This window comes from Arthrobacter sp. DNA4 (assembly GCF_024362385.1).
Classification (GTDB): Bacteria; Actinomycetota; Actinomycetes; order Actinomycetales; family Micrococcaceae; genus Arthrobacter.
The window spans coordinates 1,699,992-1,725,021 of record NZ_CP101466.1 but is presented as its reverse complement, the minus strand read 5'-3'; the positions used below and the strand labels follow the sequence as shown (position 1 = coordinate 1,725,021).

Here is a 25,030-nt window from a genome sequence, read left to right as displayed (position 1 = left end):
AGCCCACGAGGTGCATGGAGCCATCCGGGCCCAGTGGGCGGCCCTCGGTTGGGAGCACAGCAGGCTCGGCTACCCGACCAGCGACGAGTACGGCATCACGGGCGGACGCCGCAGCGACTTCCAGCACGGTTCGATCCTGTGGCATGAGGCCAGCAGCAGGATTGAGGTCATCCATGCCACTATCCCGGCTTCACTTTTGGGCGTGGACCTCGAGCGCATTCCGACCACGCAGAAAGTTGTCGCGCTCACGTTCGACGCCGGCGCCAACGACGCCGGCCTGCGATCGATCCTCAGCACCCTCGCAGCCAACGGGGTCCCAGGCACGTTCTTCCTCACCGGAAACTGGGTCAACCAGTTCCCCTCCGACCCGGCCCTGATCTACAACGCGGGGAATCGAATCGGCAACCACTCCATGACCCACCCGGACTTCACCACCCTGACCGATGCCCAGATCGCGGCCGAGATCGGCGGCGCGCAGAGGGCCATCGAGGCCGCAGGAGGCGACCCGCTCCCGTTCTTCCGCTTCCCGTTCGGCGCCCGCGATTCGCGCACGATCGCCGATGTCAACGGCGCCGGCTACGCGGCGGTCCGGTGGACCGTCGACACCCTTGGCTGGCAGGGCACTATGAACGGAACGCGCGGCCCGGACTTTATTGTCCAGCGCGTCATGGCTTCCGCGCAGCCCGGTGAGATCGTCCTGATGCACCTCGGCTCGAACCCGGACGACGGCTCAACGCTCGACGCTGCGGCCCTCCCCCAAGTGATCTCCCAGCTCCGGGCTGCAGGCTACGGCTTCGTCACCCTCGACGCCGCCCTCGGCTGACTGGCCGCTGTGCCCGGCGCCGCCCAGGACATCCCCAACCGGACAAATCACCTCCGGCTCCCGGGGTGGGTTGTCCGAATGTTGGTGCGCGGCCAGGAAACACCACGAACCCAAAAAAGCGGAAAGCGCCGGAGAAATTCTCCGGCGCTTTCCGCTTTTTGGTCGGGCTGACAGGATTTGAACCTGCGACCCCTTGACCCCCAGGCAGAGGCACGGGGTTCACCGAGATCCGCCACCGTCCAAAACCCGCAACATTCCGCGGAACCCGGACGGTGGCGGACCCTAGCGAACACCCGCGATTTCAGTAGCGTTGCTACACCCGTTGCTACACTTCAGGGCCGAGGGCAGGGGTGCCGCTACCTTACCGATCCAGCGATAGGGCAGCGCGATCTCCGCATCCCTATCCCCCGACGAGCTGCATGAGCTGGCTATAGTCGGTCACAACGTCATAAGTCACGGTCTCATCATGCTTGCGGCTCAGCTCGGCGAAGAACTTTCGGGCGCATTCGATCTTGGCCTCCTCAACCCCGCGAAGCTGCATCGAGGACAACGAGCCCTTGGTCTCCGCCACGAAGTAGACGTGCCGAACTGCGCCTTCCCGGAAGGCAATGGCCCAGTCGGGGTTATAGTCACCAACCGGAGTTGGAATGAAGAAGCCGCGTGGGAGCTTAGCGTAGACGACAACCTCGTCGCTGGTATCCAACTCCGTGACGAAGGCGCGTTCGCCCTTGGAATCGGTGACGACGTAGTCGTAGATGTGCTTCTTCAGCTTCTCCCCCGCCTTGACGAAGTCCTGCTTAGTCTGGTTTGCGGTAAAGATTGCGGTATCGTGCCGCTCGGCAAGCGTGTCGTAGGTCAGGTGCTGAACGATCACGGTGGCCTTCTGCTCGTTAATAAGCCGCGTGGCCTCTGCGATGAAGTGCTCGGGGTTTTGCCGGTATTTCGCAAACGTCGAGGGGTTGATCCTTCGCAGGACCGAACCGGCCGTCCGGCGCGTGAGCTGGGTCTTTTCTGTGATCTCGCCGAGGAGGTCGTACTTGACTTGGGACCCCGCCGAGATCGTCCCCGCATGTGTGCTCGTCGAGCTAACAGAAAAAACGGTCCCGGCCGCCAGATCGTCTGAGTCGAGCTCGGCACGTTGCTCGCCGGACTGCACGACGTACTGCATCGCGTTGACCTTCAGGTGGGCGTCAAGCGCCGCGACGCACTTGTCGATCAGTTCGTTCGATTCAAACTCGACTTGATAGACGGCCTTTTGGCTGATGCGGTTCCAGAGATCCTTGAACTCCTTCTTGGCGAAGTTCTGTTCGTTCAGCGGGATGCGCTTTGGCTTGCGCCCGTCATCCGGCACTGGAACGCCAATGTAAAGCCCGTCAATGAGCGGCCAGAGGTAGTCAATAACCGGCTTGAGTACGTCCGAGTTCGGCTCGGCGAGAGTGCCTGCATCCCGGGCGGTCTTGTAGGCGTCGGAGATGCTGTCGTCGTCGTTGATGTAGTCATTCTTGACGAGGTACTTGTACAGCGCTGCTGCCAGTGGTTCCTCGACGAGGCTCTCGCCGGATTCGGTGGCGAACGTCTTGCCCACGAAGTACTTAACGCTCGCCTTCCGGGGGCGAGAGGCGAGCGACTCGCTGATCTCCTTTTGTAGGCCCGCCACGAAGTCGGTGTAGGACTCGTCAGTGACGACGGTCAGCTCGTTGATATCGTGCACGGTGACGGGGTTGTCCATCCGCTCGCCGTGCTGGTCGACGGCGAGTCGCAGGCCGCGACCGATCTCCTGGCGGCGGGAGACCGTATTATCGCTCTTCTTGAGCATGCCCATGACAAAGACGTTGGGGTTGTCCCAGCCTTCGCGCAGCGCCGAGTGGCTGAAGATAAACCGCACGGGCTCGTCGAACGAGAGCAGTCGCTCCTTGTTCTTAAGGATCAGGTCGTAGGCCCCGACATCCGCGGACTGGCCCGCATCCTCGCCGCGTGTGGTCACGCTTGGGTCGACCAGCTGCTTGGTCTTCTTGTCGATTGAGAAATAGCCCTGATGCGTTTTCTCTACAAGGATTGATCCCAGATGGTGACGGTATGCCTCCGCCTCGATGTCGAAGTCCAGCTGGCTCAGCTCGTCGGCCGCCAGTGCCCGGTACTCCTCCTCAAAGACGCGTGCATAGTCCCCGAGCGTGTCGCCACGCTCGTAGTCGCGGTATTTGGCCACCTCGTCGATGAAGAACAGCGATAGCACCTTGATGCCTTGCGCGAAGAGCTCGCGCTCCTTGTCCAGATGAGCGCGGATGACCTCACGAATCTGGATGCGGCGCTTAGCCTCTTCGGTCACGTCCGCAGTGATCTGCCCGGAGGCCACGATGCTGCCATCGCTAAGCTCGATGACGTCGCGGTTAGCGTCGATGTCGGTGATTATGAGGTCCTTGTATGCCTCGATCCCACCGGAGATGTCATGGAGCCGAGCTCCGCGGTCGAGCCGTTTGACCTGCCGCTTGATGCCGCTCTTCGTCTGCACCTCCAGCTCAACCCGCGCACGGGGCCCTGCCCCCTTCGCGATCTCAATCGCGTCCAGATACAGGTAGGCGGTGCTCCCCGCCAGACCCTTGACCGTGATGCCGCGCACGGCGATCTTTTTCACGAGCTTCTGGTTGTAGGCATCTATTGCATCGAGCCGGTGCACTTTGTTGTGCTCGACCTTATGCGTGGCTGAGTAGCGCAGCACCATCAGTGCCCGGAATCGCGACAGCGCTTCCAAGGACTTAGCGGCACCGATCTTCTGCGGCTCATCGATGATAACGATCGGGCGATTCGCACTGATCACGTCGATCGGCTTCCTGGACTGGAAGTCGTCGAGCACGTCGTAGATGCGCCGGTTGTCCTTGCTTACGGCGTTGAACGCCTGGATGTTGATAATCATCACCTGGACGCCGGCGTCGGAGCTGAACCGCTCCAGTTCGTGCAGCTGCGAGGAGTTATAGATAAACGAGCGAGGCTTGGTGCCGTAGATCTGTTGGAAATGCTCAGCTGTGATGTCGAACGACTTCTTTACACCCTCGCGAATCGCCACGCTCGGCACCACAATGATGAACTTCGACCATCCGTAAAGCTTCTTCAGCTCCATGATCGTCTTGATGTAGACGTAGGTCTTGCCCGTCCCGGTCTCCATCTCGATGTCCAGATTGATCGGCCCTGCCTTGCTCGGCACGAGCGCAGAAGACAAGGGCAGATTGCGGCTGCGCTGTACAGCCTGAATATTTGCCAGGACCTGCGTCGGGCTCAGCACGATCTCGGCGTTGCGCAGGCCCGAATCCTCCGTCAGTGCCTGCTGCGTCTGCCGTCCAGGGTCAATTCGGTAGCTTACCCCGTCATCGCGTGGCTGCCCTGCGAAGCATCCGACCACCGAGTCGACTGCGTCCGTTTGGTACTGATGAACCTTGAACTGAAGTTTCATTTGGGGTTAGATCGCCTTCACATCAGTCGCGGGCGAGACCTCAGCAAAGACTTGCTGGGCATTAATCCGCTCGGCGTCAGTAGCGAAGCTAGAGTCGCGGAACACGGCACGCAACGGCGCGCGGCTCGCGATCTCGCGCACGAGTGCGGGTCCGACCGATTCCGCGAAGCATGCGATGAGCGCGCCGTCCTCGACGACGAACACCTCTTGCTCGCCGATCAGCTCGACGGCGATCGGCATGGTTAGCTCGAGACCCCAGTCAAGCAAGACCTGAAACAACAAGTCCTCGCCCGTCCGATCTGGCTTCACGTTGTCGGTGAAGAGATCAAGTTCGCTCTGCAAGAGGTCATCAGGTGTGCGAAGCAAGTCGAAAAGATTTGACGAATCAACCTTCAGGACACGATATCCGACATCTTGCAACCACTTTGGATGAGCTTTTTCTGCAACGACGCGTTCACCCGCCAATTCAAGCCGGACCTTGGTGAGTTCCGCGATAACCGTCGGCTTCTGCCGCTGTTGGAGGTACTTGATGGCGTTCAAGATTGTCGTCTTCGCCGAGCCCTTGGCAGTCACGAGATTGTCTTCGAGACGTTCAGGCAATTGCACCAGGATGACCGGGCAGTTCTGGCCGGTACGAGCGCACAAATCAAACACGGCCTCCGCGGTCGAGCCTGACCCAGCGAAGAAGTCCATGACAATGCCTTCCGCTCCATTCAGGACGTACTCGAACAAGCGCGAAAGCTCTACGTGGTCTTTCGGATTATTGAAGACCTTCGCCCCCATTAAGTCGCGAAGGTGACCTACGGCAGCTTGTGATTGCTTGTAGAAATACGAACCGCGAACCTGATTGGCAAGTTCTACATCATCTGATTCGCCTTCCGACTCGGAGTCCAGTTCTCCGGTGACTGGCCTCAGATGCGCCTTACGGAAGGGAGGCTCAGTGTGGTCTTCGCGGAAGACCACAAGTCCGAGGGCGATCTGTCGCTGCATTTCTTGAGAGGTCGAGTATCTCCATCCAGCTTCCGGCACCTTGCACGGCTGGCCGGTGACTGGGTGGATGACGTCGTACCGTGGTCCGTCGCCGCCGGGCCAAGAGATGTCGCGGTCGCGCCACGGTCCCGACGCGTCGATACGCCGATACCGGGACCACTTCTTCGCCGGTTCGGATTTCGGGAGATCCGCAAACCACTTGGTGATGTCTTTCTCGATTGCCTCGTCGTCGATGCCGTGAATCTCTCGAAGACGCACATACTCTTCCCAGATCTCACGCGCACCAGGCTTTTCCTCGCGCCATTCTGTCCCCCGCTCTCTCAATAGAGCCTTCGATTTCGCGTAGACGAGGACGTACTCGTGACCCGATGAGAAGAACTTTGCGTCGTTCTTGCGCCCTTTTTCCCACACCAGTTGCGCGATGAAGTTGCGCTCCCCGAAAATCTCGTCCGCAACTCGCCGCAGTGATGCCTGCTCTGCATCGTCAATGCTCATGAGGATCAGCCCGTCATCGGTCAACAGCCTCCGGGCGAGCTTTAGGCGCGGATAGATCATGGTGAGCCAGTCTGAGTGGAATCGTCCGTTGGATTCCGTGTTGACGACCAGCCGGTTGCCAGCCGCGTCAACCTGCCCGGACTTCGCGAGATACTCCGCTTTCGTTGCGGAGAAGTCGTCCTTGTAGACCAGATCGGAACCCGTGTTGTAGGGCGGGTCGATGTAGATTAGCTTGACCTTGCCGAGGTAGGACTCTTGGAGCAGCTTGAGCACGTCGAGGTTGTCACCCTCGATAAAGAGGTTCTGGGTGGTGTCGAAGTTGAGTGATTCCCCGCGCACAGGACGCAGGGTTTTCGCGATGGGTGCGTTCGCGGCGAAGAGCGCCTCGCGCTTCTCGGGCCAGTCGAGCTGGTACCGCTCCTGCGGCCCCTCAATGATGTGGGGTGAGAGTTCCTGCCGCAGGAGGTCGAAGTCGATCGCGCGCGTAGGATTGCCCTCGTCATCGACGCCCTCAGTGATGACGGTGGGGAACAACTCGGCGATCTTGCCGATGTTCCGTTCGGTCAGATCGGATGAATGCATCGTCAGCTTCTCCACGTGATGTCCTCGGTTTCGGGTGTAGCGGTGTCGGTAAGCGCGCTGAGTAGGGCAGTTTGCATTCGAAGCTGCCGCCGCAGCTCGACCTTGCGGTTGAGCTGGGGTTCGCTTCGAAGTCTCTTTTCCAGTTTCACGATCTCGCGGTCGAGCTTGCGGACCTGGTCCATCCTGTCGGTGACCGCAGACAAAGTCTCGCCGAGCCGCACGGCGATTGGCATCATCGGCGTCAGAAGGCTGCCGTAGAGACCAGCCAGGTCGACCGCTGGGGGTAGCGGCACTCGAGGTGAGTCCGCGGGCAGCCATTCAGATGTGAAGTACGCGCTCACCTTCATGACCCCAGCGCCGGGCTTCTTGTACGCGGCGGTCATGCGCGTGCGGGCATTGAAGTCTAGGCCACGGTTGATCTCGAAGATGACAGGGAACTGTACAGCCTTGTCGACGGCGATGAGCACCTCGTCGCTGACGTCGTCGTCCTTGGCATCGATGACGAACACCTGCATCTCGGGCACCCCCGTGTCGCCGCGAAGCCGGACTGTCGCCTCGGCGAGCTTGTATGCCCAGGTGATGCGCTGTACCTGTGAGGTGAACTTCTCCCGCACCTGAGTAGAGATCGTAGTGTGCTCGTAGAACTTTGTCTTGGGAACCACGCGTCCGAAGGCTGCTGCTTGGGGCCAGCGATACAGCGAGGCCGTCATTGTCTCGCCTCCGCAGTGGAAGGATGATCGGACGGGTCAAGGATGACGAGGAAAGCGATGAGTTCAAAGTCGTCGAGTCCAGCGATGGTTTGGGTGAGCGCCGTCGTGTGCCCGACGGTGAACAGGCTGTCGAGGTCACGTTCCTCGGTGACGTCGATCATGGAGCGGATCGCGACAGTAAGCAGGTCAGAGTAGCGGCTCATGTCGGAGCCCTCGAGGGTGGCGGCGTTGAAGATCCGGCAGACGTCGGCGACGGGTTTGTCATGGACACGGGATCCCGCACGGATGAGATCGAGCATGTGCTTGACCTCGGTATGGTCGGCAATCACGTTGCCGTCATTGTCGAGGTAGATGAGGTAGTGCGGGTGCAGGCGGTTTCCGCGGTTGATTGTCTCGTCGGCGTTGACGTTGCGGAGTGCGAAGAGGACGCCGGGACGCAGGCCAATCTCGGGCCGTGCGGGTACGACTGCGTGCAGGCCCTTGGGGGCTGCGGCGAGGTCGCCGTACTCCTTGACGTAACCCAGCAGGTCCATGCGGAATTCATTAAGACCGAGGTCGGTGATGGACACGCCGGTGCGCACGTCTTCCAGTTCGATTACCTCGTCCTGAAGCTTGCGAAGCTGTTCCTTGCGGAAAGCGGTGTCACTTGACTCCTGGGTGAGGACGTTGTCGTCGGCGGTCGCGGCGAGGTCGGCGATGACCATGCGGTTCTCGACGCGCTCTTTGAGGTTTATGTACTCGTCTAGGGAGATATCTGGCCAGAAATTCACAAGTTGGATCTGCGCATTGATAGAGCCGATGCGGTCAATGCGACCGAACCGCTGGATGATCCGCACCGGGTTCCAGTGGATGTCGTAGTTGACCAAGTAGTCGCAGTCTTGGAGGTTCTGTCCCTCGCTGATGCAGTCGGTGCCGATGAGTACATCGATGTCGCGCTGCTCGCTCGGCATGGCAAGGTGGCGGGACTTCGACCTTGGGGAGAACAGGGTGAGCACTTGCTGGAAGGCGAAGCCCTTGCCGAGCGTGGTGCGGGGGTTGCCCTGGCCGGTCACCACTGCCGTGTGCAAGCCCTGCTGTGCGAGTTGCGGGGCGAGTTCGCGGTAGAGGTAAGCGGCGGTGTCGGCGAACGCTGAGAAGATGAGCACCTTGCGGTTGCCCACGTTGATTGGGGTGGCGATCTTGCTTTGGATGCGCTGCTTCAGTGCCTGGAGCTTCAGGTCATGCTGCGGAGTGACGACGCTGACCCCTGCCAACAGTTCGGCAATCACGCCTGCGTCGTGAGCGAGGTCCTGCCGCCAGGATTCGATGTCCATGTCGGCGAGGTCGATCCGTACCTTTGTGCCGACGGTGCCGCTGGAGGGGAACTCAAAATCGTCGTCATCGGCTTCGAGGTCACCGATGGCCGCCGCGAGATCGGCTACCGAACCGACGTGATTGTCTATCGCAGAGAGTCCTTGGTCAACTGTGCTTACGAGCTTGGTAAGGGTGATGCGGAATGCCTCGATGGAGCTCTCGAGCCGTTTAAGTAGGTTCACCGTCATGAGCTTCTGGAGGCCACGCTCACGGTTCGCGTGCCCCAGGTTGGCCATGCTTCCGCTTGTTGCCGGGTCGTAGAGCAGCTCGTACTTCCCCATCCTGCTCGGGAAAACGTACGTCAGCGGTGCGTACACCGCGAGGGTTAGTGACGACAGCCGCTCGAACATTTCGTTGAATGATGGGACCCCGTCTAGGTCGGTCAGCGGCGACCGCACAGACTCCGGCGGTAACCGTTCGGGGAACGCCCCTATGTCAGATGTGTCGTAGAACGCTTGAATTTGTTTGCGGGAGCGGGCGATGGTTACCGCGTCGAGCAGCTCGAAGAAGTCGAAGTCCAGCCGGGAGAGGATCGCATCGGTAGTGCGCTGCTCTGCAGGGAGCTTTGACCATTCGTTAAACACGCGCTGAGTCTGCCGGAATACTTCCTCAATGCTCGTGGAGATGTTGAGTTTGGCCGACAGATTCTGCGAGTTGCCTTCGTAGGCCAGCGCGAGTTGATTACGAAGGTCGGTGAAGTGGTTGTTAACCGGCGTCGCCGACAGCATGAGCACCTTGGTCTTCACACCCTGCTGGATGACCTGCCGCATAAGTCGCCCGTAGCGGGTCTCTTTTTCGGTGGTGAAGTCAGCGTTGCGAAAATTGTGCGACTCGTCGATCACAACGAGGTCATAGTTTCCCCAGTTCACGCGGTCCAGCGGGATACCCAGGGACTCACCCCGAGTGCGCGAGAGGTCGGTGTGGGCGAGCACGTCATAGTTGAAGCGGTCGGACGCAAAGATATTCGTGGTCAGGTTCGCGTTGTAGTTCGTCCAGTTCTCAGCCAGCTTCTTCGGCGCGAGCACGAGCACGGATTTGTTGCGCAGCTCGTAGTACTTGATGACCGCCAGCGCCGTGAACGTCTTGCCCAGGCCTACGCTGTCAGCGAGGATGCAGCCGTTGTAGGTCTCCAACTTGTTGATCAGGCCCGTCGCGGCGTCGCGCTGGAAGTTGTATAGGCTCTTCCAGATCGCACTGTCCTGGTACCCGGTCAGGTCGTTGGGCAACACGTCCTCGTTAACGTCGTCGAGGAACTCCGAGAACAAATTGAACAGGATCAGGAAGTAGACGCGGGCTGGTGAGTTTTCTGCGTACACCGACGCAATGTGGTCGTGTACTGCCTCGGTCACGTCTTCTAGCTGCGCAGAGTTGTGCCAGATCTGGTCGAAGAGCTGCATGTACTGCGACGTCATCGGCGCTTCGTCAAGCTTGGTGACCATGTTGGACACGGCGTTGCCGCGCTCGTAGCCCAGATCCGCAGATGTGAAACCTTGGAGCGGCAGGTATGCGGCCGTATCGTCAACGATGGCGAACTGCTGCATCGGCGCGGCCGTCTTGTTCGACCGGAACCGCACCTTTCGCCGCACCCACTCAGCGCACTCGCGCGCGATGGCCCGCTGAGTCATCTTGTTGCGCAGCCGAATCTCAAACTCTGAGCCGTACAACGTCGACTCGCCGTTCTGGCCATGCGGGATGAAGAACTCGCGCTGTTCCTTCGGGAGTCGGTCAGTTGCTCTGGCGGTTACGAAAGAGGGCGAGGTAAAGATGAACTGCAACTCCTCAAGGTGCTCCAGCTCTTTGCGTAGCGCCTCAAACGCGAAAATTGAGAAGGAGGACGCCGCGATGCGCAACCTCGAACCCCTGACAATCTCTGCCTTAAGATCATCACCCAGCAGCTCATTAACGTTGTCGATGATCCGCACGTCCGTCATTCCCCCTTGTCCGACGAAGTCGGTTATTCTTCGGCCGCACCGTCACTGCGCACCCACTCATCAACTTCACTGATTTGGAACTTCCACAGCGCGGCCAACCTTGTGCGAGGGCACGCCCTTGATAGCAATCCAGGACTAGACGGTGTCCTTGATTACGCCCAGATGCCCGGCAAGCCCTTCATCGGACAGGCAGGACACCCGCATCATCACCCTTCTGTCAGGGTTGAACCAAGTTTCGCAAGCCGTGTGCAAGTGTATCCGGTCCATGCTGAGGATCCGGCCGCTTTCCGATCCACCGACATCGCCCGCGACGACCGATTACCCTCACAGCTCAGACGAAGCGGTCTCCTGACCGCGGTTCATCAGCCGACAACGGACAATGAGAGGCACCAATCCCGCTCCCACTGCGCGTTGGTCAACGACCAGAAGCGGGACGAACCCACACCGAGACCGTGCCGCGCGTCTCACCCACGAATTGGGAGACACGCCCTAACAGGACTTTGCCCCGACTAGCGGGCCATCGCCATCATCCCGATTGCCGAACGGCCTTCGACCGTAGACCCCCGAAAATTCAAGAATGAGATCCCGCTCAGTTCCGGAGGGGTTCGGCACATCCTTCCAGGTGACCATAAAAGAGTCCCGGTCAGGCAGTCGTCGCAGGTCCTCCCCACCTTGGTGATTGGTTCGGGATCTGTATACGAAACCCCGATACTCTTTGATGCGCTGCCACAGGCCAGCACGCTTGCCACGCTTATTAGGAGCGCGAAGTGGGGCTTTGCCTATGTAGAGGACGGAAGCTTCAGGAACCCATCTTTCAGCCAAGCAGGCTGTCGCCGTCACCTTTTGGTGTTTGGGGTGATCGGGGGCTAGGAAATCTGGTTGTGGTGCGGGTTCGTGCAGCACGATGTAGACGCCTTGGACGTCGGAAGCGCCGCGGTAGGAGAGGACGTCAGTCCGTTCTATGTCCCTAAATGGAATCGGAACGACAAATCCAGCCTCACGGAGTCCAGCGGCGGTAAACAAGGTCATGACAGCTCTTTCGGATTTGCCTGGGGCTTTGTGGAATATTCCTCCCGGGGCGCTGACGCTTGATGTTTGATCCCGCCGCCTGGCTCTGGCCGATCACCTAACGTTGCGTTTAGGCGAATAATAGGCATGCGCCGCATTTGTCTGCTCAACCCAGAATTGTTCCTTGTCGCCGCCGGGTTGGAGTAGCCCCGCGCTCTCGCCAAGACTGTAGAAACCGAGGCCAGGCTCGCCGCTATGCTTCCCGGTTACCAACGAAGTGATAAGGAAATCTGGATGTGCAATTAGGCCTCGTTCCCCGACATTTGCCAGCAGGCGGCTCATTCCTGCTAAATCGCCCGGGTTGCGGAAGTTAAATGCAGGTTGGCCTGTTTCGTCGGCAAGCTCTGCATTGAGCTTCGAGTAGGACTTCTGGCTTCGTTGCTCCGCGACGGCCGTCAGGTTTGCCATTGCTGCGTCGATGAGCTGTTCCCATTGTTCTTCGGTGCGGTTATATGGCACGCTTCCCCCTCTATTCCTTGCGACTAATACCAAATGCAGACTAGCGGCAATGGAGCATAAATGGCTCTTCGCATTTCAGGGTGTAGTCGAGGTCGGCGCATCGACCGCTGGAGTCCCCAGTTGGGGGCTATGACAACTGCCCGTCGACCGTCCGTGGCGGCGTGTCAGCGTCCTGGTTCCTGATAAGCATGAACTCGCCATCGACCGAGCGACTGCTGTCCAACCGCTCCACTGCACGCCTGAGTGTCGCCTCGTCGATCGAGGAAGTGGTTTCCTCCAAGGCCGTCTGTGTCGCACTCTCCGCACCATCACGAACTGTTACTTGAGCAAGCACCTGCCTCATCTGTGCCGCGTACTGCTCGGCCTCAAGAGCCGAGTGGAGGGCCGCCTGGTACTGTTCGGCGGTGACGCTGGGCATTTGTACCTCGAGAGTGCCGGTTTCATCGTCGATATCGGAAGTTGCCTTTGCGGGCACCGCGTCTAGTCGGGCACCGGCGGATGGGCTTTGGTTGCGAACCTCGTTCCTTCGTTGCTCCGCCTTGGTCTTGGCCCATTTAACCAGTTTGGGAATGCCGAGCTTGGTGTCGACTGCAACGTCGACACCATGCATCATATGTGGCCTGAGCGCGTCCATGATGTCAATGGCGACCTGGCCAGCGATCTGCTGGGCTATTGATGGGCGGGGCGGCATGGCTGGGGTGTGCGATCGAATAATCTCGTCGATATTTGCTGGACGTGATTCGGTCGGTCCTAGGAGGTTTTCAGTGTCGTTTTCGCGGAGGAGGTCTCGTTCATAGCCGGGGGTCTCTCTGGAACTTGAGCGGTGCGTCCCCTCGCGGCGTCGCACGTAGCGCAGTTCTTCATCTTGGCTCATGCCAATGCCATCCTCATAGCCGAAAGTGTAGCCGCGTTGGTTCGCAGTCCGCCGTCACAGCTGTTGCAGGCACTGCTATGAGCCACCTAAATTCGGGCGAGTAAAGATCTGACCGCTTTCAACACATTAACGGCAAACGTCGTTCTCCTGATTTCGCAGCACCCAGAGGCGAAGGACAAATCTTACGTCAGCTCGTTCTGCGTGTGGCCTGGCTGCGGTCATCGATGCGGCCAACGACCGGCTAAGGACCGATGAAGTGTCTCTCTTCCGTGATCTGGTCCGGCCCTACTTCCCCTAGGCAAACCAAATCAATCATGCCATCTACGATTGCGGGGAAGGACTTGGCCATGTCGCCTACGGAGAAGGCTGGTCCGCCTTCTTCGTAGGTAACCACGAAGAGGGTATCCACACCAACGGTCGCCCGGATCGGAGTCTGATTGTGATACGGCTTGGAAAGCTCAATTGAACCGATTACTTGATTCCTCATCGTGCTTAGCCGGGGATTCGCCGCTAAAGTCCGGACAGTGGTATCGGCTTCGACATCTAGCGCTAGGCCTTCTATGTCGGACCCTTGCCACTGTGCCAGAGCCGACAAGTACGACCGGTGCTTGTCAGCGATGTCCAATTTGTGGAGTTGCCAAAGAAAGCACTCTTCGTTCTTGGGAAAGGTGAACGGCTGAAGTGTCTTAACTCTTTCCAAAATCGGTTTAGGGATTGATGCCAAATCCTTGGTGGCTTTGTCCCATGCGCTGAGCTTTTCACAAACAGGAAAATAAATACTCTTTGGGTTTTTTGGGAGGCCCGGCAGGTGAGCCAGCGTCCATGCCAAGTTGTCCAAAGCGGATCTAAGATTGTGGACCGCGTCGCCAACTGTTAGGGCAACGGCATCTAGGGGTGGCTCTGTGCCCGCCTCTACGACAATGTCGATCTTCATTCGGCTATCGTGCGGCACGAGCCGGGCGACGATCGGGTTCGCTGAGGACCACGCATCAAGTTCAGCTTCTGCTTCTTGAAAGAGCTTCCTGGCACGGGCTGTCTTGCGTTTTGGTTCGCGGGTTGCCTCTGTTAGTTTCACAAATCCACGTTAGCGACCTGCGACCATCTTGGATGGACAATAGACCCGGGTTACGCGGCTCCTCGGCCCTACTCGAACGGCGACGAAGGTCCCAATGCCCTCGCAGTCGGGCAGAACGTGCTTGCATTACGAGCGAGTACAAGCTGGACGACTACCGGCGTCGTCGCGAGGGAAGCGTGGACTACTCCAAGTCGCTGTTGAGGGTCTGCCATTCGCCCACGACCTGTTTGTAGTGTAAATCGTGGTTCGACTTATCGAAGAGCCCTCGGCGCTTGGCAAACCTGACGATAGGCACAGCGGCAACCCCCTCCCACCTTGCGGCGTCCATCGGAATACGAATCGTCCATGTGCGGGTATCGTGCGCCTCCAGCCTTCGCGGAAATGCCCAGTCCTCTTCGGGTTCCGTCGGAGGGAACGTCATCTCTGCCTCTTCACCAGGTCGGCCACCTATATGAGAGGGACGGCACGAGACAAGCACGTCGCCCATGGGAAGCATCAACAACCATCCGACATAGGTCAAGGTGACAGGCTTGTCTCCATCATTCGTGGCCTGCACAGTGAGTTCCCAGGCTGAGTTGCTCCGAGTCATGGGGAATCCTTGGGAGGCAAAGAGCCAATCGCCCCGGACCATGATTCTCGGCTGGTCCCTCACCGCCCGTGACATTGTCCAGCCGAGGGTGCCCAAAGACACTAGGAGGGAAATGGTTGAAACGCTCTCGGCGTAGTTCGGCAATTGATTCTTCCTTCGGCGTTGTTGCAGTGCACCCTGACGTTTATATCCTGTCGGTCTCGGCCTCCGTTACCTGGTGCGCCGGGTTGCAAGATTGCCGCCTTCGGAAACTCCTCCTCAGCAGCCTGCTAGGAGGTGCGACACCCTACACACGTGCTAGCTGCCAATGCTCCCGATCACAATAAGCCCCGTGAGCTGCCCCACTTCGTATCGGAGCGCCTCAAGTTCGGCCAGCACCAACGCGCAGCAATCACAGCCTCGGCGATGCTCGCTAACTTTGTCTGTATTGGTGCTCATAATCCCTCGATGCTTAAGCTTTTCCGGGCACGCCGCGTTCCGGTGGCTGCACCACTTCTGATACTCCGGAGCTCAGAGAGCTTCCCACCCGTCCGCTTCTCCTCTTTGGAGTTAAGTGCCCGTCCAAGATCTTTTAGCGCTGAAAGGTATGCCGCAATCAGGCGGGTTGACGGCGGGGACTCCGCAGGTTCCCCATCCATCTGTTCTGCGAGCTCCCGACACAAAGCCAGTAATGCCGCGTGCTTGTCAGTGAGGACACCGCCCCCCGCAGCGATGGTCCGTTCAAGCGCTTCCCGTTGTCTGTCCATAAGTTTCTTCTCCTTGCAATCTCAAGCTCGGTTGGGTGGGCAAAAATTTTCGGGGGGATATGAACTACTGCTGGCAAAGGGGTCCCTTTGCAGAAGTTCTAGCGATTTGGACGCCCCCTCCCCGGCACCTTCCTCATCCCTGGCAGATACCCCGCCCCGTACCCCCTCGGCGTTATGACGTTGACCCCGAAGATCTCTTGCGTGGATCACGTTGTGCCTTTCGACGCGGGCTCGCGGTGTCGTTGATCGTCGCAACATGGATGCACGCCGCCGCTTAGAAGGCTGCTGTGAAGCGGCATTCCGCACGCCTCGCACCAGTAGCCCGTAATTGGCCATTTGTGGCCTTGAGCGTCCTTTAGACGCTCCGGCTTGCCACCCATCACGCGCCCGCGTCGCAGCGCCCGCACATGCCCTTGTGAGCTGGAGTACCGTGCTTCAGGCACCGCTCACTGTTACTGCTGTTACCGCTGTTACCGATTTCCGGGGAGACGGGCGCGGCAGCGTCAGCAGGTTCATTATTGAGAATGAAACCCACACTATTGAGAATGACTGAGTCAAGGTGTGTGTTGTTTTGGTCATTCCGGTAACGCTGGCCATATTCTTCCCTTCCGTCCGTCCCGGGATCGGTAACAGAGGTAACAGGGGGCAGATACCTGTCAAAAGCGTCCGCGAAATCGTGCCGCCGGTAGCCCTTGGCCGTTCCGGCTTCCGTCCGGATCGTGTTGTTCGTCGGTATCTCGTACTTGCCCAGGGTCCGCGCCAGGAACCGGGAGTCGATGGGTTCGCCCTTGATGTTGCCCCATGGGCTGTTTTCCAGCCCGTGCAGCGCGTCAAGGAGTCCGGCCGTAGTAATGCGGTCCCGGTCGCCCAGGACGGTCCGAATGTCGGTCAGCAGCCGAATACCCAGGGTGGCCGGTTTGTCTTTGGACTTGGTAACCATGACGACGGCGGCGGCTCGTGCTGTGTCCGGCCAGTGACCGCCGGCGGCGTCCGCGATAGCGAGCAGCGGTTCCCAGATATCGGCATCCCGGTCTTCGATGCCCTCCGGAAGGTCTGGGAACACGTCGGTAACTTCGGCGCGGACTTCGGTGGCGAATTCCGCCAGCCGGTCAAGCAGTCCCGCGGCCTCCGGGCCGTTGACCCGGCGGCGGTACGGTTCCACTCGCTGCCCCTGCCGCCGGCGCTTCATGGGAATAACGATTGAGCGCGTCATGAGTGTGTCCGGTAGCTGATTCAAGCCAGCCAGCGCCACAGCGGAGAACGACGGCCATTCCTGCGTGACTATTTCCTTGCCGCGTATGGCGGCACGCCCGGCGGTCGCGCCCTTTCGGTAGCCGGAATTCAGCAGCCCGCGCAAGTCCTCGTTGTTCTCGGACTTCCCGCCGCTGAACACGGCGTCGATTTCGTCCATAAGCAGGGTCGGCTTTCCGGCCTCGTCGCTGATCTTGCGGAAGATATACGCAACCGTTGCGTTCACGGACAGCACCGGGCGCGGCACCAATGCCTCCGTCAGTTCCATGCATCTGCTCTTGCCGCTGCCGGGTTCCGGTGACAGGAACGCCAGCCGCGGCGTGTTCTCGAACGCCTCGATCAGGTGGGCGTGGGCGATCCACAGCGCGTGGGCGGTCGCCGCTTCGGGCGACGGGTAAGCAATGAACCGCTCAAGGAACCGTTGGACGTCGTCCAGCAGCACGGCATGAACCGCCCGCCCACTGGTGTCGTAATCGGCAACAGCGGTAACAGGGGTAACGGCTTGGCCCCACTCCGAATCCGTCAACGCCGCGAACAGGTCCCTCATGGCCTGCCACCCCCGCCCCAGGTCAGACCGAGCCGCGTCCGGATTTCCCACGGCCACCACCCGGCCCGCTCAAGGCGCTTGGCTTCGGCCAGCAATTCCCACGGTTCCAGGCCCATCACTACCGGGGCCGCCAGGAAACCCTCCGGGTAGGTGTCCATAGGGTCCCGGCGTCCACAGTCCATAGGCGGACAACGCAGCGAAGCCTGGCGGCGGCGGAGACCCATGGACGGTTCAAGTGCGGCCCTCACTCGCGGCCACCGCCTACCGCCACGTTCGCCCCGCTGACCTTGGCTGCGTAAGCCCGGACGCTCTCGGCCGTGAGTAGCGACCGTCGGCCTATCTTCGCAGGGATCAACTCCCCGGTGTTCATCAGTTTGTAGATGGTGGACCGCCCCACCCCTAGGGCCGTCGCCGCCTCATCTATGGTCACTAGTACACGTTCCATGGGTAGCCGCCTTCGTTTGTCATTATGTGCTTGTACTTCCACCTTGCTTGAAACCTGCGTAAGCTAAAAGCACACGAAAGGAAGCATTAGTGAAAGCACTTCCCAAGGGGCACCAGCTTGAAAGCCGCGTGATCCAACCGACGAAAAATCACGAGCGCCCACTTGTCCTTGAGCTATGGCCTGACCCCGAAGCACCCCGCAAGTGGGTCCCCATCGAGGGCGTGCCCTTCCCCGGAGGATTTGAGGTCATCGACCGCGTCCGGCTTAAAGGTGCCGCAGAAGACCCCAGAGACCTCCTCGGCGCTATTGAGCGTGCACGCACAGGCGAGTCAGGTCTGACGCTTCACGTCTGGTACACCTTCGCTGCCTGGGACACAGCTGTGCGGTGCGTGGGCGTTCAGTTCTCCATCACTGAAGACCCCGCGGCTGGAGAGTCGCCGACGACGGAAGACATGACGACGGGATTGTTCAAACACGCCGAGATTGACCGCGTTCGGCGACGCGCGATCGAGTACTTCACACAACTGCACTCGCTCACAGCGGACCAGCCCACGCAGCGCCGAACTGCGCGGAGCATTGAACGGCGCTCTAACGCGGTCAAGCCGGACCTCATATTCAAAGCCGCCACGATCTACAACCAGCACATTGACGGCACGCCACTCAAGGCGGTCCGCGAACGCCTAGGAATATCAAAGAGTACGTCCGAGAAGTACATACGATTGGCGCGCGAAGCCGGGTACGTCACGGAGTCAGCGAAGCCAGGCAGGAGGCAGCAGCAGCCATGAGCAAACGGGCAAACGGCGAAGGTTCTATATACAAGCGCGAATCTGACGGACGCTATGTCGGGGCACTCAGTTACGAGGACCCTGCGACGGGGAAGAACAGCAGGAAAGTGTTCTACGGCAAGACCCGCGCCGAGGTTCGGACAAGGCTACGCGAAGCCAGCGACCGGCTCGAGGAAGGCCGACCGGTCAGCGACTCGAAAGCCACGGTTTCCCAGTGGCTCCAGCACTGGGCCGCGACGACGCTGGCCGCGAGCGACCGCAAGGAGTCCACCCGTTCGCTATACCGGACCCTCGCGGCCAAGCACTTGATGCCAGAGCCCTTCGGCGCTCTGAGGCTGGACAAGCTCAAGCCGTCAGACATCGAAGCGTTGGTCCTCCGCCTCCGGGCCAGGACACGCCAAGCGCGGGCGGAGGACGGCGGCGAAGTAGAAGTCCGCGCACTCTCCGACTCGACCATCCGGACCACGTACACGGTCCTGCGCTCCGCCCTGGACGGCGCTGTCCGGGATGGACTGCTTGCCCGTAATCCAGCGGCGGTGATACGTCGGCCCGGGGTCGAGCGCACCGAAGCGCGGCATCTGTCCCCCGCCGAGGTTCGCCGTCTCCTGAGTGCTGCCGAGTCCTCCCGGTACCACAGTGCCCTCGTAGTGATAGCCGCAACCGGGATCCGCCGTGGTGAGTGCTTGGCATTGCGCTGGGCAGACGTTGACTTCGATGCCGGAATACTAAAGGTCAGGGGCACCCTCTCCCGTATCGGCGGAAAGCTCACGGTGACGGAACCCAAGACGGATCGGTCCCGCCGGGTGCTGCCGGTCTCCCCCGTCACAGCTGTCCTGCTGACGGCGCAGCGGAAGGCCCAGGTCGCGGAGCGGCTGCATGCAGGGAGTGCTTGGATGGACACCGGGCACGTCTTCACCACGGAGAGCGGCCAGCCGGTGGACCCGCGAAATCTTTACCGGGTGGTGCAGACGGCGGCGGCACGGGCCGGGCTCAAGGACGTGGGCGTTCACTCACTGCGTCACTCCGCGGCAACGGCCATGCTGGAAGCAGGAGTGAACATCAAAGCCGTGTCGGACCTGCTGGGGCACCAATCGGTGAGCATCACCGGCGACATCTACGGGCACACATCCGATGACAGTGCACGCGCCGCGATCTCCAAGCTGTCCGACGCCATGGGGTTCTGAGCATGGATTTCCGGGCGTTGCTACACCCGTTGCTACACCCGGCCCGTTAAACAGCAGAGGCCGCCTCCGGATTTCTCCGGAAACGGCCTCTGACCTGCGGTTTCTTTGGTCGGGCTGACAGGATTTGAACCTGCGACCCCTTGACCCCCAGTCAAGTGCGCTACCAAGCTGCGCTACAGCCCGCTGGTTCCGCCGTTCTCCGCTGAACTCAAACCCGAAGATTTTCATCAGCAGTCCGGCCGAACCACCTAGAAGAGCTTACACGATCCGGAGGGGTGCCAGTGACACTTTCCGGTGATCGGCCCAAGGTGTGTCGCAATTAACGCTTCCGGCCACGCTTCTCGCGGACGCGCATGCTCACCTCGATGGGCGTGCCCTCGAATCCGAAGGTCTCGCGCAGGCGCCGCGTAATGAACCGGCGGTACCCGGGATCCAGGAACCCGGTGGTGAACAGCACGAACTTCGGCGGCCGGCTGGAGGCCTGGGTGCCGAAGAGGATACGGGGCTGCTTGCCGCCGCGGACCGGGTGCGGGTGTGCGGCGACCAGCTCGCCCAGGAAGGCGTTGAGGCGCCCGGTCGGGATGCGCCGGTCCCAGTTCTCCAGTGCCAGGTCCAGGGCCGGGACCAGGCGGTCCTTGTGCCAGCCGGTCTTTGCCGAGATGTTGACCCGCGGCGCCCAGTCAACGTGTGCCAGGTCCTGTTCGATTTCGCGCTCGAGGTAGCGGCGGCGTTCGTCGTCGAGCAGGTCCCACTTGTTGAAGGCCAGGACAAGGGCGCGGCCGGACTCGATGGCCAGCTGGAGGATGCGGACGTCCTGTTCGCTGAGGACCTCGTCCACGGCGAGGAGCACGACGGCGACCTCCGCCTTTTCGAGCGCGGCCTGCGTCCGGAGTGAGGCGTAGTAGTCCGCGCCCTGTGCCATGTGCTGGCGGCGACGGATGCCGGCGGTGTCCACGAAGCGCCAGGTGCGGCCGCCGAGTTCGATGAATTCGTCCACGGGATCACGGGTGGTGCCGGCGGTGTTGTCCACCACCACGCGCTCGGATCCGGCGAGCTTGTTCAGCAGCGAGGACTTGCCCACGTTCGGGCGGCCGATCAGGGCGATACGCCGCGGACCGCCGGAGCGTTCCACGCCTTCAACGGTGGAGAACTCGGGCAGGACATCCATGACGTGGTCCAGGAGGTCGGCCACGCCGCGTCCGTGCAGGGCGGACACCGGGTAGGGCTCACCGAAGCCAAGGCCCCACAGTGCTGCGCTGTCGGCTTCCTGGGCAAAGTCGTCCACTTTGTTGGCCACCATGATGACCGGCTTCTTGCTGCGGCGCAGCATCTTCATGACGCCTTCGTCCGTGGCGGTGGCACCGACGGCGGAGTCCACCACGAAGAGGACGGCGTCGGCGAGTTCCACGGCCATCTCGGCCTGCTCAGCGACCCTGGCGTGGATACCGCGGGCGTCGTGCTCCCATCCCCCGGTGTCCACCAGGGTGAAGTTGCGTCCGTTCCAGTTCGCGGAGTACATCACGCGGTCGCGGGTCACGCCCGGAGTATCCTCCACCACCGCTTCGCGGCGGCCCAGGATACGGTTCACCAGGGTGGACTTGCCCACGTTCGGACGTCCGATGATGGCCAGGACGGGGTCCAGCTTGAGGGGACCTTCGAGGTCCTCGTCGCCGTATTCGCCGCTCAGCAGGGCGGCGTCGTCCTCGTCCAGCTCGTAGTCCTCCAGGCCGGCCCGGAGGGAGGCGGCGCGGAGCTCGGCTTCGTCGTCGCCGATCGCCGCCAGGCGCTCTGCAACCTGGTCGGTGCCGGTGGGGGTGTATTCGTCGTCGGCGCCGGGGTGCCCGGAAGCCTGGGTGGTGTCGCTCATTGCACTGTCCTTAGTGGTCATCTGCCGGCGTCCCCGGCTACTGCTGTCAAGTCTTTATGGTCAGCGAAGGGCAGGGGCTGCCCGCTGAGTTGGATGGTGTCCTGGACGTGCCCTGCCAGCGCTGCACGTATGTCCTGCGCGGCCCTGTCCATTGAAGCACGGCCGGTTTCACCGGCCCGGCGGGCCAGGGTCAGGGCTGATCCGAAGCTGACGTGGAAGCGCCGCCCGGGCGGTGGAACGAAGTCCAGGTGCTCATCGCCCTGGCGGGTGCCCAGGATGGCTACCGGCACCACAGGGGCTCCGGAATTCAGCGCCAGCCAGGCCACCCCACCGTTGATATCCGCTGCTGCGCCGCTCCCCCGCGTCCCTTCCGGAAGAATCCCAACGCAGCGCCCGGCGTCGAGCACGTCCTTGCAGCGCTGGAGCGCTGCACGGTCACCGCGGCGGTCCACGGGCAGCTGCCCGGACGCGGTGAGCACGCGGCCAAGGAAACCCTTGAACATCTCCTGCTTCACCAGGATGTGCATCGGCCGCGGCGCGGCGCCAAACATCACCGGCCCGTCAAGGAAGCTGATGTGGTTCCCTGCGAAGATCACCGGTCCGCCGGTGGGGACATTCGTCCTGCCGGTCACGGTGGTCCGGTAGACCAGGTGGTCAAGGATCCAGCCCACCGGCCTGCTCCATGCCGTGGTCAGCCCGGACGGCAGGCCGGCCCCGGCGTCAGTCACGGTTCAGGACCTTGGTAACGATCACGAGGGCGGCATCCACGGTCTGTTCGAAGTCGAGGTCCGAGGAGTCCAGCGTCACCACCCCGGAAGCGGCCTGGGTGAAGTTCACCACGGTGGAGTCCTTGGCATCGCGGTGCGTGACCTGGGCCGCCAGTTGCTCGGCGTTCTGCGTTCCGCCCAGCTGGATGCCGCGCCGGCGCAGGCGGGCTTCCTCGCTGGCAGTGAGGAGCATGCGCACCTCGGCTCCGGGCGCGACGACGGTGGTGATGTCCCTGCCTTCCACCACCATCCGGCGGTGGTGCTTTTCGATGAGGTCCCGCTGCCGCCGGATCAGTTCGGTCCGGGCGCCCAGGGTGGTGGCGACGGCACTGACGGCGGAAGAGATGGCCGGCTCTCGGATGGCGTCCGTGACGTCCACGCCGCCCACCCGGACATATTCCTCCAGGGGGCTGGTGCTCAGTTCCAGGACGAAGTCCCTGGATGCCTGCTCCACCGCCGCGCCGTCCTCAAGATCGATGCCTTCGGTCAAGCAGTACCAGGTCAGGGCACGGTACATGGCGCCGGTGTCCAGGTAGGCCAGCCGGAGCCTGCGGGCAACTTCCTTGCTCACGCTCGACTTTCCGGAGCCTGAAGGCCCGTCGATGGCAACCACCAGCGACCGGCCGATGCGCAGGGCGCGCATGGATTCGAGGAGTTCCTGTGTCATTACTGAAGTACCCGCCATCCGCGGTCGTTGAGAGCTTCGATCAAGTGGTCGTGCTTGTTCGGCAACACGGAGATTTCCACCATACCCACGTTTTGGCCCGACGAGTGGTCAAGCCGCATGTCCTCCAGGTTGACACCAATCTCCCCGATCTCGGTGAGCAGCCGGGCGATCTGGCCAGGCTTGTCATCCACCAGGACGGTAAGCCACGCGTAAGCCTGCGGCGGACCGCCGTGTTTCCCGGGGATCCGCGCCTGGCCGGCGTTGCCCTCGCTGATCAGCTGCGCGAGGTCCAGCCGGGCCCCGGGTGCGGTGGGGTTCTCCAGGGTTCCAATCAGCCGGTTCAGGTCTTCCCGGACACCGTAGAGGATCTCCACCACCTTGTCCGCGTTGCCCCCGAGGATCTGGACCCACAGGGTGGGGTCGCTGGCCGCGATCCTGGTGACGTCGCGCAGTCCGTTGCCTGCCAGGGACAGCGCATGCAGCGGAGTTCCCTGCAGCCGGCTGGCCAGCAGCGAGGACATCACCTGGGGCAGGTGCGAGACCAGTGCCACCGCTTCATCGTGTTCGTCCGCCGTGAACTGCGAGACAACGGCCCCCAGGTCCGAGGCGAGCGAGCGGGCCACCTGCAGGGCGGCGCCGGACGTCTCCTCCGAGGGGCAGAGCACCCAGGGCATGGAGGTGAAAAGCTCACCGCGCGCCGCCACCGGGCCGGACTTTTCGCGGCCCGCCATGGGGTGGGTCCCCACGTAGCGGGACAGGTCGACGCCCGATTCCCGCAGCCGGGCCAGGATGTCCGCCTTCACGCTGGCGATATCGATGACCACAGCGTCCGGGTAGTTGGACAGCGCAGCAAGGACGACGTCGGCCGTGACGTCCGGCGGAGCGGCCACCACCACCAGCTGCGGCGCTGTATCGCCCAGTTCCGGCAGCGGGCGGCCGGCACCGATGTCCACGGCCACCGCCTGGTTGGTGGGCGACGGGTCCGAAAGGAACACGGGTACGCCGCGCCCCCGCAGGCCCAGCCCAATGCTGGTGCCCAGCAACCCGGTGCCGATGACCACCACCGGACCATCCAGGTGGCCGCGGCCCTGGCTTTTGAACGCGGACATGCCTCAGAGCCCTACGGATGCCAGCAGGTGGCCGACTTCCTGCTTGCCCAGGTTGCGGATACTGCCCTGGCGCTGGTCGCCGAGCCCGATGGGGCCCACCTTGACGCGGACCAGCCGCTGGACCGGGAAGCCAACAGCGTCGAAGAGGCGCCGGACAATCCGGTTCTTGCCGGAGTGGAGCACAACCTCAATCAGCACGTGGCCCGGGGTGGAGTCCACCAGGCGGAAGGAGTCAACGGAAGCGAAGCCGTCCTCCAGCTCGACGCCGGCCTTCAACTGGGCGCCGACGCCCTGCGGGAACGGTCCGCGCACCTGCACCAGGTAGGTCTTGGGAACCTCGTAGGACGGGTGGGTGAGCCGGTTGGCGAGTTCGCCGTCGTTGGTCAGCAGCAGCAGGCCTTCGGTGGCGACGTCGAGCTTACCAACGTGGAAGAGGCGTTCCCCGGTGTTCTTGTTGTTCTTCAGGAAGTCGCTGATGCAGGGCCGGCCCTCGGGGTCCTCCATGGTGGACACCACGCCCTTGGGCTTGTTGAACACCATGTAGACCAGGTTTTCGTCCAGCTGGATCCGCAGCCCGTCAACGTGGATCACGGCAGTCTTGGGGTCTACGCGGACACCCAGTTCGGTGACTACCTGGCCGTCAACTTCGACGCGGCCCTCGGCGATCATCTCTTCGCAGACGCGCCGGGAGGCGACTCCTGCGGAGGCCATCACCTTCTGGAGGCGCACGCCGTCGGCATCGTGGAGTTCGGACTGGGGAACGTTGCCCCGGGGACCCTTCTTCCGTGCGGGCTTGCGGACCGGCCCCAGGTTCTGGCCAAAGCGTTCGCTGCCAAAAGCACGGGAAGCGGCTGCTCCGGGAGCGCCCGTACGCGGCTTTGGCTTGAGCGCACCGGGAGTTCCGGGAGCTTTCCCGGCACCGGGCTTGCGGGCCGCGGGCTTGCGCGACGACGGCTTGGCACCCCTGGCGGCCTCGGCTCCGCGTCCCTGCTGGTCCCCTGCGAGATCGGGGTCAATGAAGCGCTCTTCGCGCGGCTTGGGGGCACGGTGCGGGCGGTCCCCGCCGAATCCCGAGGCACGCTTGCCTGCTCCCCCGCGGGAGCCCCCGCTGAAGCTGCCGCCCTGTGCCGGGTTGCGCTGTGAACTGTTGCGTTCGTTCCCGCCGCGTCCCGAACCGTTACGTGGTGAACCCTGGCGTCCCGCCTGTGTCATGACCCGTCCTTCAAATGTGTTTTGGTAAGCTGAGATGTCCAAGGACAACCTTAGCC

Annotated in this window: 17 protein-coding genes, 1 tRNA gene and 1 pseudogene; 3 read left to right on the top strand and 16 right to left on the bottom strand. The window is 61.8% G+C overall.

Features of this window, described 5'->3' with window-relative positions; all coding sequences use genetic code 11:
• Positions 1-10: 10 nt before the first annotated feature.
• Complete coding sequence (locus tag NMQ03_RS07965) at positions 11-823, top strand: polysaccharide deacetylase family protein (protein ID WP_255175561.1); 813 nt, start codon at positions 11-13, stop codon at positions 821-823.
• A gap of 400 nt (positions 824-1,223) precedes the next feature.
• On the opposite strand, the gene NMQ03_RS07960 is transcribed toward NMQ03_RS07965, so the two are convergent.
• From NMQ03_RS07960 to NMQ03_RS21125, 10 genes are all read right to left on the bottom strand, one after another.
• The gene (locus tag NMQ03_RS07960; RefSeq protein WP_255175124.1) at positions 1,224-4,268 is read right to left on the bottom strand and encodes a type III restriction-modification system endonuclease; all 3,045 of its coding nucleotides are present in this window, start codon (positions 4,266-4,268) and stop codon (positions 1,224-1,226) included.
• A gap of 6 nt (positions 4,269-4,274) precedes the next feature.
• Positions 4,275-6,350, bottom strand: a complete 2,076-nt coding sequence (locus NMQ03_RS07955; RefSeq protein ID WP_255175123.1) for a site-specific DNA-methyltransferase — start codon at positions 6,348-6,350, stop codon at positions 4,275-4,277.
• Entirely contained in the window at positions 6,338-7,045 is a 708-nt protein-coding gene (locus tag NMQ03_RS07950) for a DUF4391 domain-containing protein (RefSeq protein WP_255175122.1), read from the bottom strand. Before NMQ03_RS07950 ends, NMQ03_RS07955 begins: the two co-directional genes overlap by 13 nt.
• Positions 7,042-10,320: a helicase-related protein gene (locus NMQ03_RS07945; RefSeq protein WP_255175121.1), complete on the bottom strand. Its 3,279-nt coding sequence runs from the start codon at positions 10,318-10,320 to the stop codon at positions 7,042-7,044. Before NMQ03_RS07945 ends, NMQ03_RS07950 begins: the two co-directional genes overlap by 4 nt.
• A 1,131-nt stretch (positions 10,321-11,451) precedes the next feature.
• Positions 11,452-11,856: a hypothetical protein gene (locus tag NMQ03_RS07935; RefSeq protein ID WP_255175120.1), complete on the bottom strand. Its 405-nt coding sequence runs from the start codon at positions 11,854-11,856 to the stop codon at positions 11,452-11,454.
• 127 nt (positions 11,857-11,983) lie between these two features.
• Positions 11,984-12,730, bottom strand: coding sequence for a hypothetical protein (locus NMQ03_RS07930; RefSeq protein WP_255175119.1), 747 nt, complete (start codon positions 12,728-12,730; stop codon positions 11,984-11,986).
• Positions 12,731-12,971: 241 nt separating this feature from the next.
• A complete protein-coding gene (locus tag NMQ03_RS07925; protein WP_255175118.1) occupies positions 12,972-13,805 on the bottom strand; it encodes a hypothetical protein in 834 nt (277 codons plus the stop codon).
• Between the two features lie 1,714 nt (positions 13,806-15,519).
• Entirely contained in the window at positions 15,520-16,938 is a 1,419-nt protein-coding gene (locus NMQ03_RS07920) for a DUF3631 domain-containing protein (protein WP_255175117.1), read from the bottom strand.
• The gene (locus NMQ03_RS07915; protein WP_255175116.1) at positions 16,935-17,096 is read right to left on the bottom strand and encodes a hypothetical protein; all 162 of its coding nucleotides are present in this window, start codon (positions 17,094-17,096) and stop codon (positions 16,935-16,937) included. Before NMQ03_RS07915 ends, NMQ03_RS07920 begins: the two co-directional genes overlap by 4 nt.
• An 86-nt stretch (positions 17,097-17,182) precedes the next feature.
• The gene (locus NMQ03_RS21125) at positions 17,183-17,308 is read right to left on the bottom strand and encodes a hypothetical protein (protein ID WP_369693216.1); all 126 of its coding nucleotides are present in this window, start codon (positions 17,306-17,308) and stop codon (positions 17,183-17,185) included.
• 164 nt (positions 17,309-17,472) lie between these two features.
• Here NMQ03_RS21125 and NMQ03_RS07905 point away from each other — a divergent pair, with 164 nt between their 5' ends.
• Both NMQ03_RS07905 and NMQ03_RS07900 read left to right on the top strand, forming a co-directional pair.
• Positions 17,473-18,168, top strand: coding sequence for a hypothetical protein (locus tag NMQ03_RS07905; protein ID WP_255175114.1), 696 nt, complete (start codon positions 17,473-17,475; stop codon positions 18,166-18,168).
• Entirely contained in the window at positions 18,165-19,352 is a 1,188-nt protein-coding gene (locus NMQ03_RS07900; protein WP_255175113.1) for a site-specific integrase, read from the top strand. Before NMQ03_RS07905 ends, NMQ03_RS07900 begins: the two co-directional genes overlap by 4 nt.
• Before the next feature lie 106 nt (positions 19,353-19,458).
• Here the strand turns inward: NMQ03_RS07900 and NMQ03_RS07895 are convergent.
• The 6 genes and pseudogenes from NMQ03_RS07895 to NMQ03_RS07870 form a co-directional block, all read right to left on the bottom strand.
• Positions 19,459-19,535: transfer RNA gene (locus NMQ03_RS07895), tRNA-Pro, on the bottom strand.
• A 136-nt stretch (positions 19,536-19,671) separates the two neighbouring features.
• On the bottom strand, positions 19,672-21,219 hold the full coding sequence (der, locus tag NMQ03_RS07890; RefSeq protein ID WP_255175112.1) for a ribosome biogenesis GTPase Der: 1,548 nt from the start codon (positions 21,217-21,219) through the stop codon (positions 19,672-19,674).
• Between the two features lie 10 nt (positions 21,220-21,229).
• Positions 21,230-21,947: pseudogene (locus NMQ03_RS07885) on the bottom strand (lysophospholipid acyltransferase family protein).
• Positions 21,940-22,653: a (d)CMP kinase gene (gene cmk / locus NMQ03_RS07880; RefSeq protein ID WP_255175110.1), complete on the bottom strand. Its 714-nt coding sequence runs from the start codon at positions 22,651-22,653 to the stop codon at positions 21,940-21,942. Before cmk ends, NMQ03_RS07885 begins: the two are co-directional and overlap by 8 nt.
• Entirely contained in the window at positions 22,653-23,762 is a 1,110-nt protein-coding gene (locus NMQ03_RS07875; protein WP_255175109.1) for a prephenate dehydrogenase, read from the bottom strand. Before NMQ03_RS07875 ends, cmk begins: the two co-directional genes overlap by 1 nt.
• A 3-nt stretch (positions 23,763-23,765) precedes the next feature.
• Positions 23,766-24,974, bottom strand: coding sequence for a pseudouridine synthase (locus NMQ03_RS07870; protein ID WP_255175108.1), 1,209 nt, complete (start codon positions 24,972-24,974; stop codon positions 23,766-23,768).
• Positions 24,975-25,030: the final 56 nt, after the last annotated feature.

Bases quoted from the DNA above. Each gene is read 5' to 3' on its own strand.
- NMQ03_RS07870 (WP_255175108.1), bottom strand. From the start codon at position 24,974: ATGACACAGGCGGGACGCCAGGGTTCACCACGTAACGGTTCGGGACGC.
- NMQ03_RS07930 (WP_255175119.1), bottom strand. From the start codon at position 12,730: ATGAGCCAAGATGAAGAACTGCGCTACGTGCGACGCCGCGAGGGGACG.
- NMQ03_RS07960 (WP_255175124.1), bottom strand. From the start codon at position 4,268: ATGAAACTTCAGTTCAAGGTTCATCAGTACCAAACGGACGCAGTCGAC.
- NMQ03_RS07950 (WP_255175122.1), bottom strand. From the start codon at position 7,045: ATGACGGCCTCGCTGTATCGCTGGCCCCAAGCAGCAGCCTTCGGACGC.
- der (WP_255175112.1), bottom strand. From the start codon at position 21,219: ATGAGCGACACCACCCAGGCTTCCGGGCACCCCGGCGCCGACGACGAA.
- NMQ03_RS07915 (WP_255175116.1), bottom strand. From the start codon at position 17,096: ATGGACACCTACCCGGAGGGTTTCCTGGCGGCCCCGGTAGTGATGGGC.
- NMQ03_RS07920 (WP_255175117.1), bottom strand. From the start codon at position 16,938: ATGAGGGACCTGTTCGCGGCGTTGACGGATTCGGAGTGGGGCCAAGCC.
- NMQ03_RS07900 (WP_255175113.1), top strand. From the start codon at position 18,165: ATGAGCAAACGGGCAAACGGCGAAGGTTCTATATACAAGCGCGAATCT.
- NMQ03_RS07875 (WP_255175109.1), bottom strand. From the start codon at position 23,762: ATGTCCGCGTTCAAAAGCCAGGGCCGCGGCCACCTGGATGGTCCGGTG.
- NMQ03_RS21125 (WP_369693216.1), bottom strand. From the start codon at position 17,308: ATGAACACCGGGGAGTTGATCCCTGCGAAGATAGGCCGACGGTCGCTA.
- cmk (WP_255175110.1), bottom strand. From the start codon at position 22,653: ATGACACAGGAACTCCTCGAATCCATGCGCGCCCTGCGCATCGGCCGG.